Raw genomic sequence first — 14417 nt, forward strand, 5'->3', positions numbered from 1 at the left:
TGGGTTACGGTCATCTGTTCCAGGTAAAAGGTTGTTCTTCTCCAATCACTTTAAGTTCATGAAAAAGTGGTTGACAGCAAAAGCTGTATTTTATATGATATAGAAGTCGCCTGCGGAGTGTTGCAAAAAAGTAGGCCAACTTAATAAGGGGCCTTAGCTCAGCTGGGAGAGCGCATCGCTGGCAGCGATGAGGTCAGGGGTTCGATCCCCCTAGGCTCCATAAAAACTAAAGAACCCGCTAAACACAAGGATTTCCGAGTGTTTGGCGGGTTTTTGCTATGAGAAAATGATTTGATTTTAAGGTCGTGGTCACATGAATGGTCACAGTGAAGGATTTTTTGGTGATTTCCTGATGAGTGGCTCTAATATAACACATGTGTATTCCCCGTAATAATTAGATTATAAATGAACGAACAGTGACATAAAACAAGGTAAGAATTTGATATTAAATTTTAATGTAAACGCTTCAATTAAATTATAGACAAAGCGATAACCGGATGTTATATTGTTTCTGTAAGAAACAATATAATTTTCTGTGAGTATAATCTCGTTCATGAGTCATAACAAAGCATAGCAAACTAAACATGCTCATAGTCCAAAGGATGTAATCTTTCAGCTAACATGCTTGTACTTGAGCACCTTGGAAGGGGAAAATAAATATGGACAAAATCGAGACAACTATTGAATCCTTTGATGGTACTCAGCTTTATTTTAGTAAAAATTCAGTTCGTGATGCGAAGGCAGCCGTGGTTATTGTTCATGGTTTGTGTGAGCATGCCGGGCGCTACGATTATTTGACGGAGAAGCTAAACAAACGTGGGTTTAATGTATATCGCTTCGACCATCGGGGTCATGCCAGATCAGAAGGACAGCGTACGTTTTACAGTGACTTTCATCACATCATTGAAGATGTGAATGTCATTGTCGAAGCGGCACTGCAAGAGAGTGGTAACATCCCTCTTTATGTCATTGGACATAGTATGGGAGGCTTTGCTACTTCATCGTTCGGAACCAAATATCCAGGCAAAGTGAAAGGCATTGTTTTATCAGGAGCACTTACCCGTTATCATACGAAAGTGGCTGGCGAACTACCGCTTGATCTTCCGTTGGGTACGTATTTTCCAAATGAACTTGGAAGCGGCGTATGCAGTGATCCTGAAGTTGTATCCGCTTACGCAAGCGACCCATTGGTAGAAAAACAGATATCCGTAGATTTATTTAATAGTTTGGGCTACGGAGTAGCGTGGCTGAAAGAACATGCGAAGCAATTCGTCGATCCGGTACTTGTACTACATGGAGCGAATGACGGGCTGGTGAGCGAACAGGATTCTCGTGACTTTTACGGGGATATCGCTTCGACGGATAAAACATTGAAAATCTACGCACATCTCATGCATGAGATCTTTAACGAACCAAGTCGCGATGAAGTCATCGAAGAAGCCATCGTATGGATTGAAAAACATATCTGATTTCAGTACATTAGATAGAGAGAGAAAGCCTGAGAATATGAAGGTGAAAGGGATTACGCATGAAATTAGATTGGATGGGCGACCATCGGGATCTTATTGAGAAGATCATTAAGTACGGAAATGCATACTCAAACACGTATAAGTTGCAGCGAAGTTACGGAACAGATATGACGTTCTCTGCTTCACAGATTCAGACGCTCGAATATATTCTGGAAGCGGAGGATCAAGAAGAGAAAATGTCCGAAATGGCTGCACGCCTCGGCGTAAGCCGCAGTACATTCTCCAAAAACGTTAAAAACTTAAAGGAAAAAGGATTGCTTGAGAAATATCATTTAAGCGGTAACCGCAAAGATATCTACGTAAAACCTTCAGACAAAGGTCGGGAGGTATATGCAAATTACACTGAATTTGTCCGCAAGCTTTGTTTTGATGACATTTTTAAACAGGCAGACCAAATCTCAGAAGCAAACAAGGAGAGCTTTATTCGTATCTTGGATCTGCTCGCAGATGTGCTCGTCTGGTATGGTGAAAAAGAACAGGAACCACGCAAGCTCATTAAAATGGATGATGGTGATGCGTGAGTAAATTCAGTTTAAATTTACAAGTTGATATCATTATAATCATCGCACGTCCGAAAGAGTTCGCCCTCAAGCTGAATAGCCTGAAGGTAAACTCTTTTTTTATTTCACACATTAGCCCATTCCCTCCGCTAATGTCCTTCATACAGTATATGGTGCTTATGTTGAATTGCTGCCAAGGAATTAAGAATTCCGGGCCAGTGTACTATGGTACTAACTATGCCAGATTGCGGAGAGTAAAAGCCAAATATGATCCTAAAAATGTGTTCAACAATCCAAAGTATTAAATCCGGCGCGAAGCGCAAAAGGTTAGATAATTTTCTTGCTGGGGCAGGCCGTCCTCGCAAGATAAAACGTGACTTCTTAGTTTCATTATGGACTTCGGTTGTGCGGTCAGCCGTTTGTGAGGCGGAACCGAAGTCTGATGGTGGAAGTCAAATATGAAACCACTCTTCGTTCACTGAGCTAATGGAGCCAACACACCGTGCAGAGTTATAAATGCTACTAACCTGCCATAAATTGGACTACGTATAACCAGCGGGTTAAACTGGATGGAGATAAGGACTATGTCTACTATGTTGTGCCACGTACCGCAATTTTAGAATGGGGGTTTTGGTCTTGCCTGTTCCTATTTTATTTACCAAATTACATAGTCCTGTGCTCCGATCCAAACTGGTCGATCGACCGCGTCTGACCGAGCTTCTAGACGAAGGGGTGCAACGCAAGCTCACTCTGGTCTCCGCCGCTGCCGGCTCTGGCAAAACAACGCTAGTCAGTCAGTGGCTCGAAACTAGTCCCCATTCGATTGTCTGGATCTCACTGGAAGAAGCAGATAACGATCCGGCACGATTTCTAATGTATCTTTTTGCTGCCATGAATCACATCGTCCCCTCACTTGATGAGGGAATCACTATGTCTATCCAATCCCAGCAGCTACTTCCAACGGATACGATGATTACCTATCTTCTGAATGAAGTCTCTGTTATATCAAATTCTATTGTTCTTGTGCTTGACGACTATCACTTTATTCAATCGGAGCAGATTAACGACATCCTTGGCTATATGCTGGACCATATGCCATCGCATATGCATCTAATCATTACTACTCGTCAGCAGCCGAGAATGTCCCTCCCACGTCTGCGAGCAAGGAATCAGGTAATTGAGATTGGCGATAGTGATTTGCGTTTTACCTCTACGGAAGCAAATATGTTTCTAAATCAGGTCATGGGAGTGATCCTTTCACAGGAGGACTCGATGTTACTTGAAGCCCGGACAGAGGGTTGGATTGCAGGCTTGCAATTAGCTGCCTTATCCATACAGCGATCTTCTGATCCAAAGGCTTTCATGGACTCTTTTAATGGCAATCATCCGTTTATTCTGGACTATCTGGTCGAAGAAGTTTTGGAGCTTCAAACTGAAAGGATACAGACCTTTCTGTTGCGAACCTCCATTCTTGATCGGTTATGCGGCCCTCTGTGCGATGCTGTATTTCAGGCTGGCAATAACAAAGAGTCTCTGCCAGTTGATTCATCTGGACAACACATGCTGGAATGGCTTGAGCAATCCAACCTGTTCGTTGTACCGCTGGACAATGAGCGGCGCTGGTATCGGTACCATCATCTTTTTGCAGATTTGCTTAGAAAAAGGCTTCACCAAAGTTTGGTGAACGGAACAGTTGACCCTGAGAATAGTATTGCAGAAATACATAAACTGGCCAGCATCTGGTATGAGGATAATAATTTCGAACTTGAATCTTTCCACCATGCCGCAGCCTCGGGAGATATTGATCGAACCGCACGTTTGCTGGATGGAAAGGGGATGCCACTGCTCTTTCGGGGGGCGATTGCTCCTGCTCTCCATTGGTTACGTTCCTTATCGGCAACAGAGATGAATGCCATGCCCTCACTATGGGTCATGTATGCTTCTGCATTGTTAATGGCAGGCCATCTGGCAGAGGTTGAGCCAAAATTGAAAGCTGCTGAACAAGCCATTCAGCTCAGAGGTAATGCCGGGGTTGACCCCGACATTATTGGTCATATGGCCTCCATACGGGCTACACTGGCAGTCAGCAGGCACGAAACAGATATCATTATTGCGGAATCACAACTTGCGCTGAAAAGCTTGCATCCTGACAATCTACCAGTCCGTGCAGCTACAGCCTGGACGCTGGGTTATGCTTACCAGCTTCAGGGAAAAAGAGATGAAGCCGGATTATCTTATATGGAAGCTTTGTTGAACAGTGAAAATATAGGGCATCACATCATTACAATCATGGCTACGCTTGGTCTGGGAAATATACAGGAAGCGGATAACCAGTTGCATCTGGCGGCAGAACACTATCGCCGTGTGTTAAACCTGGCAGGCAATCCTCCGTTGCCTATTGCTTGTGAGGCTCATCTGGGACTTGCACGAGTGAATTATGAGTGGAACGAATTGAACGCTGCCACGCATCATGCCCAACAGAGCGTACAGTTGGCCCATCAATTCGGGCAGACAGACCGAGTTGTTGCCAGTGAGGTAATTCTCGCGAAGGTAATGGTTGCTGCCTCGGATATATGCCGAGCTGCTGCTATATTGAAAAAAAATGACGTTATTGCCCGTCAGCAAAAATATGTGAAACAGATACCAGGTATTACGGCTGAATATGTTCTTGTATTGATTCACCAGAACAATCTGCAGGAAGCTGAACGATTGTCACAGGAGAGTGAGCTTCCTTGCAGTCAGGCCAGGGTACTTTTGGCACAAGGCAAGATTTCGGATGCGCTATCTATAATGGAATCCCTTCTTGCAGATACAGAAGCCAGTAACTCTAAGGATGATCAACTCAAGGCAAAGATTTTCTTGGCAGTTATATTCCATGAACATGGGATGATTGAAAGAGCCAAAAGCCTTCTGGAGGAATCTCTGGTGATAGCTGAGCCGGCAGGCATGATTCGGATGTTTATAGATGAAGGTGTACCCATGTACAACTTGTTAAAGAAAATGATGCCTCATGGAAACGTACAAAGTTATTGGCACCAATTGTGGATGGCTTTTGAAGCAGAACGGTTGAGGAAGGGACTCACTTCGGATGAGAATCGAAACATGAAGCAATTGCAGTTAAATGTATCTGAGCTGAAAAATGATCCTCTGAGCGAGCGAGAGCTGGAAGTGCTGAGGTTAATTGATCAAGGACGATCCAATCGTGAGATTAGTGAGAAGCTTCATATTGCACTTCCTACGGTCAAAGGGCATAATCGGGCTATTTTTGACAAGTTACAGGTGAAGCGTCGTACCGAAGCAGTAGCTCGGGCACGTGAATGGGACCTTTTGTAAGATAAAAGGGACAAATGTTTGCGAGTATTGGTCGGAGACATATGTTAAAACCATACTTTAGTATCTACGTCCACATACCTCTTTTCGGATATACTGATTCCAAATCGAGGTAATGGAGGAGATGTATGAAAGCTATCGTATGTACCAAATATGGATCACCAGATGATGTTCTTAAGCTCATGGACATTGCCAAAGATTCCCCCAAGAATCGGGAAATACAAATTAAAATCCACGCAACCACGGTAACATCCGGGGACTGCAGGGTCCGAGGTTTCAAGAGTCCGTTATTGTACTGGATTCCCATGCGTCTGTTTCTTGGCATCAGCAAACCGAGGAATTCAGTTCTGGGTGTGGAGCTGGCAGGAGAGGTTGTAGCTATAGGCGAAGATGTCAGAAGATTCAAGAAAGGTGATCAGGTGTATGCATTAAACGGAATGCGATTTGGTGCACATGCGCAATATATATGTCTGTCCGAAGACGCGCCAGTCGCTCTTAAACCGGTTAACGCGACATATGAGGAAGCCGCAGCCATTCCGTTTGGCGGAACAACTGCGCTACATTTTTTGCGAAAAGGAAAGATCCAGAGCGGACAAAAGGTTCTGATTTATGGTGCTTCAGGAGCGGTAGGCACGGCCGCTGTCCAGCTAGCCAACCATTTTGGATCAGAAGTTACTGGAGTGTGCAGCGGAGCAAATGCCGGGTTAGTGAGATCGCTTGGAGCACATCACGTTATCGATTATACGATGGAAAATTTCGCTGAAAAAGGCCAACGTTATGATTTGATTTTTGATGCTGTAGGGAAAATTTCAAAAGCTCAATGCAGGAAAGCAATGGAGCCCAGCGGTAGATATATAACCGTGGATGGGCAGGGCATTGCCAAGGTAAGTGAAAAGGACTTGTTGCTCCTCAAAGAGCTGACAGAAGCCGGAGACATCCGGTCAGTTATCGATCGACGGTACCCTTTGGAGCAAATTGCCGATGCGTACCACTATGTGGAGAAAGGACATAAAAAGGGGAATGTAATTATTACGGTTGGACACGACGGTGGAGAATGAAGATAGGTCCAACATAAGACAACGGCTTAGCGAACACGCCATAGGGCGTGTTTTTGTGTTGAATAGGCCCTATATTAATCCGGTTTGTGACTAGTTCCGGAGACAATCGTTAAGCTATGTTACCCGAAATGCGGGTATTCTGAAAGTTGCAACTTTATTTTTCAAAAAAGTTCAGATCATACATTGTTAATTTGTTCTCTCTTTAGAAAAAAATACCCTTGAGCACTGAAAAACTCAAGGGTATTTGAATTACATTTCGATCTGAGTTTGGGAAGTGTTTAAATTGGAACTTTTCTTTGCCAACCATTTCATCATGATAAGCAAGATGGAGAAAGAAACGGCAATGGGCATATCGGTAATCATTTGAATGACCTGGTTGGAAATACCACCGGTAGAGCCTGCTTATTCTATCGTGTAGATTAGCGTAACAGGTATAGATTATGCTTTTTGTCCATGCTGCATCGTCTGTTGTTGTATGGAAGTAGGCATCTCTGAATATGTCTTTTGGCACATCATGTTTGATATGCGCGGGATATACACGATTTCTCCTGGGCTCAATTGACTTGGGTTAGCAAGGTGAGGGTTAGCTTCCTCTAGAATGGAATGAGGCATGTTATATTTATGGCCGATCGAGGCAAGTGTGTCACCTGGATGGCAGCTATGTTGCGCGAATAACATGTCGTCTGAATTACCATCCCTAAAGAATGGAAAGAAAAAGGGTGAAAAGAAGAAGAAAGGGAACAAGAAACGACGGGGGAAAAACGGATGGGGAAACGGTCGAAAGAAAGGACGCCCGAACCCTCCTCCAAATCCACGATCCATAAAAAAAACCTCCTAAGAAATAGTCATTTGTCTATTCACTATATGACCCAGATAACAAAACGTTACTTAAATTCTTCTTCGCTACTCTGAGTAAATCATCAGGGCTTGCGATTTTTGGGAACGTATGGAGTCCGGTTAAAGAATTTAGAGTGTCGTCTGTAACTTGGGAACAGATAGCTACCGTCTTCCTACAGAAGTGGAATGGCAGTATGCATGTAAAGCGGGAACAACCAGGTATCGCGAGCTTGATGAGATCGCTTGGTATGAGAAAAATTCGGAGGGCTTGGTCCGTGAGGTCGGCAAAAAGGAACCCAAAAGTCACAGGATGAGATTGTGAAAGCCGATCACGTTCTGTACCTTTGTCACGGAATATCTAATTCATGATTACGTTTTCTGTTAATAGTTAAGGAGTCAATCCGGGCGGGTTGCTCTGATTGATAGTATTCTGCAGGAAGACACGATGTTAAAATAGTCTTATACATCCGATAACGGAAATATCTATTTGCTACCCGCTAACAGGCATAACAGTCACGGAGGATAAGAAAATGAACAACTCGGAATGGGCAGAGTCCTATTTTCCAATATATACAACAGACAGCATTCAATCATTGTATAGCACATCATCGATGCCGATACATAGAATCCATGAGAACCTAAGTGTTCTGCTGGTCGTTTCAAGTGGTAAGGGCTCGCTTTATCTCGATGATCACATGTATGAACTCAACGATGGCATGGTAATCCTTATTCCGGCGAAAAGTGATGCTGTTATACAGGGGGATCCTATGCATCCTCTTCATATATACACCCTATCCATTAGTACGCAAGAACAGAAGAGGTCACTGCCCGTGAAAGCCATGGGAAGGTCTAGTGTGCTTACAGCAGGAACCCATATTGAGTTCTATGAACCTACGATTGCAGCACAGCTTGAGGAGCTGTATATGTATCGTTTACCTGGCAACGAAGTCAGGCATATGCGCAACCAGATTTTGTTTCATCAAGTTCTGATGAGTCTGTTGGAACGAATGGAAGCAAGATACATTGCGAGTGAGCAGCCATCCATGGAACGCAGCATTGCATTTATGGAGAACCACTTTAGTGAGAAAATAACAACCGAAGGACTTTCCGAAATTGCGGGGGTCAGCCGCTCTCACTACTCCACTCTATTTAAGCAGCTTACTGGATTCTCGCCGAATGAATATCTTTCGCGCCTACGTGTTCACCGGGCCAAAGAGTTATTGATTAACGAGTCCGCTTCACTTCGTGAGATTGCGCTGAAGGTTGGATACAAGGATGAATTTTATCTCAGCCGCCGCTTCAAGCAGCAGACAGGAGAAAGTCCTTCAGGTTATACGCGCCATAAGCCATTTCAACGTGTAGCTGTGTGGTGTGCACCATATGCGAGCCATATGATGTTACTTGGCTTGGAGCCAACGATTATCATCTCGGAAAGCAGCGAATATGTGAGTACAGAGGGGATGCCCTCCCCTCAAACGATACGTTTTATCCATTCCGATAGTTCACCTGAGCTAGTAAAATCCGCTCTGCTCGAAGCTGATATTGAACTTATTATCGCAGCAAATCTGCATCTGGCCCTTAATGAATTAAGCCCTGAACGCCTGCGATATATCGCCCCTATTGCCGAAATAGCATGGATGGAGCTCGGTTGGAAAGAGCATCTGCGTTTGATTGCACAGGCGATTCAGAGAAGAGAACAGGCAGAACAATGGCTTTCGGAATTTGAAAGGGAGGAACAGCAGGCACGGGAAGCCATTCAACAAAGCCAGATTGTGAATGAGACGCTGACCATTCTTGTCGTAAAACCGGATACCTTACAAATATATGGAATCAGAAATGTCGGTTATGTGATGTATCAATCGCTCGGATTACGTCCTCCGGCTAAGATTGCCCAGGAAATACAGAGGTTTGGCGATCAATTTCATTCGGTATCTATCCAACTGTCGGAACTTAAGGATTACGAGGGCACTCGTATACTCGTCATTGTTTTTCCAGATGAAAAAGGGTCAAAGGCTCATTCAGAAGGTATATTTAACTCGGAATACTGGAAAGGGCTCGAGGCAGTGAAGCGAAATCGGATCTATCATCTGGAGCAGGAAGAGTGGATACCCTACAATCCGGTTTCCATTCGTTTGCAGCTTGGAAGGGCTGTATCCTTATGGACTGGCATCCAATAATCCAAAGGTTTTCTCAAACAAAAAGGCATGGTTAGGTTCATCCTGCATGCCTATAATTAGCTATTGTAATGAGAATGATTTTCATATTCAAAGAGAAAAGGGAGAGAGTCATCTAATGAGAAAACTTTTTGTTCCATTTATATTGGTTCTGGTTTTATTGCTTAGCGCTTGTGGAAGCAACTCAGCCAAAGATACAACGGAGAATACAGCTGCATCCAACGAATCCACTTCTTCGAACACGGATTCCGCAGGTTCTTCATCCGAATCAGATTCGGACACGTTCACTTATCAATCGGAGACAGGCCCTGTGGAAGTTCCTTCCCACCCGCAACGTGTGGTTGTGCTGACCCGATTCCTGACAGGAAACGTGATGGCACTGGATGTGCCGCTGGTTGGTGTGGATGAAATGTCCAAGGAGAACCCGAATTTCAAAGAAAAACTGGCGAATACAGAGGCGGTTACCGACGAAAGTCTGGAGAAAATTATTGAATTGAACCCAGATCTGATTATCGGCCTGTCTGATATCAAGAACGTAGATAAACTGAAGCAGATTGCTCCAACCGTCACCTATACATATGGTAAGGTGGACTTCCTCAAGCAACAACTGGAGATCGGAAAGCTTGTGAACAAAGAAAAAGAAGCACAGGCTTGGGTTGACGATTTTGACGCTCGAAGCAAAAAAGCAGGGGAAGAAATTAAAGCTAAAATTGGCGCTAATGCGACTGTATCCGTTATTGAAACGTTCAATAAGCAACTCTATGTGTATGGCGAAAAATTCGGACGTGGAACGGAAATACTGTATGATCAATTCGGCTTAGGTATGCCAGATAAAGTCAAGGAAGCTACCAAGAAAGACGGATTCTTTGCTGTATCGAACGAAGTACTGAAAGACTACATGGGTGACTATGTAATATTCAGTAAAAATGCCGATGAGGACAATTCGTTCCAAAATACCGAAACATACAAAAATATTGATGCTGTGAAAAATAATCGAGTATTCGAAGCCGATGCCAAGGCATTCTACTTCAATGATCCACTGAGCATGGAATACCAGCTGGAATTCTTTATCGAACATTTTCTTGGCAAGTAAGCACTGAATGCGATGAAAAATAAAAAACTTCCTTTTCGGTTTGCAACCAAGCTGCTGGGCAGTGTACTCGTACTTATCGCGTGTTTCATCATCGCCATGATGTTTGGCGCAGAAGAAACGACATTCCGCAATCTGTGGCTGACCCTGACCTCTGCGACTAAGAGCGATAATATTCTTATTCTGCGAGAGATCAGGCTTCCACGGGAACTCGCTGCCATGCTGATCGGAGCGGCTCTCGCCGTCTCCGGAGGCATCATGCAGGGAATTACTCGCAATCCACTGGCTGATCCTGGACTGCTCGGTCTGACTTCAGGTGCCAATATGGCACTCGCCCTGGCTTTTGTTTTCATGCCATCACTCGGATATTTTGGGATTATGGTTGCATGTTTTGTTGGTGCTGCACTTGGAGCCGCATTGGTTATTGTGCTTGGCTCGATGCGTATGGGGAGCTTATCTCCTATCCGGGTAGTGCTTGCTGGGGCAGCTGTATCCGCTTTTATGTATGCCATCTCGGATGGCATCAGTATCTTTTTCAAAATTTCCAAGGATGTATCCATGTGGACTTCGGGAGGACTCATCGGAACGACATGGGGCCAGATTCAAGCCATTGCGCCTGTTATACTGGTTGGTCTAGTCATTGTTCCGTTCCTTTCCAATCAGATCAATATTCTTAGTCTGAGCGATGAGGTAGCGACTGGATTGGGGCAAAAGCTTGTACTCATCAAAACCATTCTGTTCCTGCTCGTCATTGTGCTTACCGGAGCGTCGGTTGCATTAATCGGAAATATGGCGTTTGTCGGATTAATGATACCCCATATTGTTCGTAAAATGGTCGGTACGGATTATCGGTATATTATTCCAGTATCCATTTTTGCCGGAGCATCATTTATGCTGCTTGCCGAAACGCTGGGTCGAACGATAAATGCACCTTACGAAACACCTGTGGTTGCCATTGCTTCTATGCTTGGTTTACCGTTCTTCCTGTTCGTTGTGCGTAGAGGGGGCAAAGCGTTCTCATGACGATGTCTGAACGAATTCGCAAGCAACGGCTGATTCTGCTCGTGTGTTTGCTGCTGATTCTCATCACGGCTGTGGTAGGTATGAGCTGGGGATATTCTTCATTGTCCTTTAAAAGGGTAATTCCGGTGTTATTTGGCCAAGGTACATTCAAAGAGGACTTTGTTCTGTTTTCGGTCCGATTACCTCGAATTTTTATAACATTACTGGCTGGTATGGCGCTTGCGCTGTCAGGCTCCATTTTGCAGAGTGTTACGCGTAATGACTTGGCCGATCCAGGTATCATCGGGATCAATTCCGGTGCAGGTGTAGCCGTTGCGATCTTCTTTCTGTATTTCCCGATCGAACCTGGTACGTTCGTCTATATGCTGCCGTTAGCTGCTTTTATCGGAGCATTGCTGACTGCGGCGCTCATCTATGTGTTCTCCTACAGCCGGACCAAGGGACTTGATCCCATAAAAATGGTGCTAGTCGGGGTTGGATTCTCGATGGCGCTGTCTGGCATCATGATCGTCATCATATCTTCGGCGGAACGTTCCAAGGTTGACTTTATTGCCAAATGGATATCCGGAAACATATGGGGGGCAGACTGGCCATTCATATGGGCTTTGCTGCCTTGGCTGATTGTGTTAATCCCGCTTACTTTATTCAGAACAAGAAGGCTTGATCTGATGGGGCTTAACGAAGAAACGGCGATCGGAGTGGGGTTGAAGCTGGAATGGGAACGCTTGGTACTCATGGTGATTGCCGTTGCCGCTGCGGCTTCTGCTGTATCGGTAACTGGTGGGATCGCGTTTATCGGTTTGATGGCTCCTCATATCGCCAAAGCGTTGGTCGGTCCACGTAACTCGTTATTCATTCCTGTTGCCGTTCTGCTTGGGGGCTGGCTTCTGTTAATAGCCGATACAGTTGGGCGTAATCTGGTTGATCCTGACGGAATTGCCGCAGGAATTATGGTCTCCCTGATCGGTGTGCCTTATTTTGTTTATTTGTTATTGAAAAAGTAATCCCCAAAAACGTTACTGTTTGAACAATCAGCTAACCAGGCTATCTTTTGTCGTCAAGACAAGGGATAGCCTTTGTTTATAGTTTTTGACCAATTGGAAAAGGGTGACAGTGTGGAGGATGCAACGCTCATCTCAAATTGGACTTCGGGGCCAACCCAAGGGTGGTTGAATTACTGGTTATGCTGCAGGAACAGCTACACGCGCAAGGGGGAATTGGCAAACTTCGAGTCAAGGAATTATTTTTAAGCCTCATGGTTCAGGTTTTTACAGGCTGCAGTCAACAGGAAGTGGAACTTCGCCGAGTGAGAAGGTGATTGAGCAGACCATCTCTTATATTCATGGACATTACATGAATCTGCTGACACTCGATGAGTTAGCAGAGTTACATGGCATGAGTTCAAAGCGTTTCTCCTACTTATTTCACAAATACACGGGATTCCGTCCCATCGAAGAAAGTGCATGTGTATCCTGAAAAAATGATCTGGGATATAGGGGGGTTACAACCCGTTCCGGGCGCACAGCTGATCGAACAAATGGTCAATCAGGGGCTGACTTTCCAGCCAGAGGTTGTTCTTGGAGAAAAGGTCATATCCAAGGATGAGCAAGGATATTTCGTAGTGCACACCCTCTGAGGAAGAGCATTACTCCAAAACTGTGATTTTAGCTATTGGTGGAGGAATTCTGAAGCCGATTAAACTGGATATTGAAGGCGCAGAACGTTTTGAGGTTGCGAACTTACATTATACAGTCAAATCGCTCTCCCGCTTCAAGGTCAAAACGGTTCTGATCTCGGATGGTGGTAATGAGGCAATTGATTGGGCGAACGAACTCGCCCTTATTGCCAAGCAAATCTATTTAACGTATCGGAAAGATATGCTGAAAGGTCATGAAGCTGAAATATCACGGTTGGATAATAGTCCAGTCGAATGCTTGCTCAATACAACGATTGAGAAGCTGGTCGCCACAGATGATCATCAACAGATTGAGACGGTTGTGCTGAAACGTAATCAGGACGGAGCTTTACTGGAACTGGCGGTGGATGAGGTTATCATTAACTACGGCTATGAGCGCGGCAAGGAATTGCTGGTAAACAGTCATATTAAGATAGATATGAAGGATCATTGGATCGCAGGCACACCAGTCAGCGAGACATCCGTACCCGGCATTTATGCTGCGGGAGATATTTTGCACCATGAAGGAAAGCTTCATTTGATCGCAGGAGTGTTCCAGGACGCTGCCAATGCTGTGAACAAGCCAAACTGTACGTGGGCACCAGAGGCCAATACACACGGGATGGTGTCCTCTCACAATGACTTGTTCACACAAAAAAACCGTGAGCTGATGAAACATCTATACACAAAATGAAATACAAAAACTAAATTTGTCATCATAAATTTTTTTCGAAAATCCCAAAAAGCCGCTCACCCGTCAACTTGACGAGGAGCGGCTTCTGTTTCACAAGCCGACGATTTTGTCGGTCTGCTTAATTAATGTACGGAGTCGTTTTAATGTTTAACCGCTTCTCCAGCGAATACTTCAACGTTCATTGGAGCGGCCATGAATGCTGCTGCTTGTTGTACGAAAGTCTGGAAATGGGCGCTTGCATTATGGGAAGCTGTAGCAGCCTCGTCTTTCCATAACTCAATCATCGTGTAATGATGTTCGCGTTCTGTACTTTTGGCTAGATCATAGCTGATGTTGCCTTCTTCATTGCGTGTTGCAGTGATCAGCACTTTCGTTGCTTCCAAAAAAGCTTGTTCCTGATCTGGTTTAACTTGCAAGTGAGCGTGAATGATAATCATAATATTCAACCTCCATTAGTGTAGTTAGAATGTGGTTATTGTTTCTGAACATAAAGGTGCTGAAGAATGT

The 14417-nt window shown here is 44.6% G+C and carries 10 protein-coding genes, 1 tRNA gene and 3 pseudogenes; 12 read left to right on the forward strand and 2 right to left on the reverse strand.

The genetic code is table 11. From position 1 onward, the window contains the following. Positions 1 to 147: 147 nt before the first annotated feature. The 6 genes and pseudogenes from ACFTRD_RS05760 to ACFTRD_RS05785 all read left to right on the forward strand — a co-directional run bounded on the left by ACFTRD_RS05760 (position 148) and on the right by ACFTRD_RS05785 (position 6417). Positions 148 to 220 (forward strand) — tRNA-Ala (locus ACFTRD_RS05760). Positions 221 to 659: 439 nt separating this feature from the next. Next, entirely contained in the window at positions 660 to 1469 is an 810-nt protein-coding gene (locus ACFTRD_RS05765) for an alpha/beta hydrolase (RefSeq protein ID WP_379378109.1), read from the forward strand. A gap of 59 nt (positions 1470 to 1528) precedes the next feature. Next, positions 1529 to 2050 carry a MarR family winged helix-turn-helix transcriptional regulator gene (locus ACFTRD_RS05770; RefSeq protein WP_379378110.1) on the forward strand — a complete coding sequence of 174 codons (522 nt, stop codon included), beginning with the start codon at positions 1529 to 1531 and terminating at the stop codon, positions 2048 to 2050. Between the two features lie 173 nt (positions 2051 to 2223). Continuing rightward, a pseudogene (locus ACFTRD_RS05775) lies at positions 2224 to 2334 on the forward strand (BBE domain-containing protein); the annotation flags it as partial. Between the two features lie 331 nt (positions 2335 to 2665). Next, positions 2666 to 5362 (forward strand): winged helix-turn-helix domain-containing protein, encoded by a 2697-nt coding sequence (locus tag ACFTRD_RS05780; protein ID WP_379378111.1) that lies wholly within the window; start codon positions 2666 to 2668, stop codon positions 5360 to 5362. Between the two features lie 125 nt (positions 5363 to 5487). Beyond that, positions 5488 to 6417, forward strand: coding sequence for an NAD(P)-dependent alcohol dehydrogenase (locus tag ACFTRD_RS05785; RefSeq protein WP_379378112.1), 930 nt, complete (start codon positions 5488 to 5490; stop codon positions 6415 to 6417). Positions 6418 to 6855: 438 nt separating this feature from the next. Here the strand turns inward: ACFTRD_RS05785 and ACFTRD_RS05790 are convergent, their stop codons facing one another. Beyond that, entirely contained in the window at positions 6856 to 7239 is a 384-nt protein-coding gene (locus ACFTRD_RS05790; protein WP_192265826.1) for a LysM peptidoglycan-binding domain-containing protein, read from the reverse strand. Between the two features lie 151 nt (positions 7240 to 7390). Here ACFTRD_RS05790 and ACFTRD_RS05795 point away from each other — a divergent pair. From ACFTRD_RS05795 to ACFTRD_RS05820, 6 genes and pseudogenes are all read left to right on the forward strand, one after another. Then, positions 7391 to 7558: pseudogene (locus tag ACFTRD_RS05795) on the forward strand (SUMF1/EgtB/PvdO family nonheme iron enzyme); the annotation flags it as partial. A gap of 226 nt (positions 7559 to 7784) precedes the next feature. Next, entirely contained in the window at positions 7785 to 9431 is a 1647-nt protein-coding gene (locus ACFTRD_RS05800) for a helix-turn-helix domain-containing protein (protein WP_379378113.1), read from the forward strand. A 115-nt stretch (positions 9432 to 9546) separates the two neighbouring features. Continuing rightward, the gene (locus ACFTRD_RS05805) at positions 9547 to 10521 is read left to right on the forward strand and encodes an iron-hydroxamate ABC transporter substrate-binding protein (protein WP_379378114.1); all 975 of its coding nucleotides are present in this window, start codon (positions 9547 to 9549) and stop codon (positions 10519 to 10521) included. 12 nt (positions 10522 to 10533) lie between these two features. Then, positions 10534 to 11541 carry a FecCD family ABC transporter permease gene (locus tag ACFTRD_RS05810; RefSeq protein ID WP_379378115.1) on the forward strand — a complete coding sequence of 336 codons (1008 nt, stop codon included), beginning with the start codon at positions 10534 to 10536 and terminating at the stop codon, positions 11539 to 11541. Then, entirely contained in the window at positions 11538 to 12545 is a 1008-nt protein-coding gene (locus ACFTRD_RS05815; RefSeq protein WP_379378116.1) for a FecCD family ABC transporter permease, read from the forward strand. The genes ACFTRD_RS05810 and ACFTRD_RS05815 overlap by 4 nt, the downstream gene beginning before the upstream one ends. Positions 12546 to 12997: 452 nt before the next feature. Further along, positions 12998 to 13910, forward strand: a pseudogene (locus ACFTRD_RS05820) (NAD(P)/FAD-dependent oxidoreductase); the annotation flags it as partial. A 140-nt stretch (positions 13911 to 14050) separates the two neighbouring features. On the opposite strand, the gene ACFTRD_RS05825 reads toward ACFTRD_RS05820, so the two are convergent. Next, positions 14051 to 14347, reverse strand: coding sequence for a putative quinol monooxygenase (locus ACFTRD_RS05825; RefSeq protein ID WP_379378117.1), 297 nt, complete (start codon positions 14345 to 14347; stop codon positions 14051 to 14053). Positions 14348 to 14417: the final 70 nt, after the last annotated feature.

It is taken from the genome of Paenibacillus sp. NPDC056933, from assembly GCF_042674385.1.
Taxonomy (GTDB): Bacteria; Bacillota; Bacilli; order Paenibacillales; family Paenibacillaceae; genus Paenibacillus.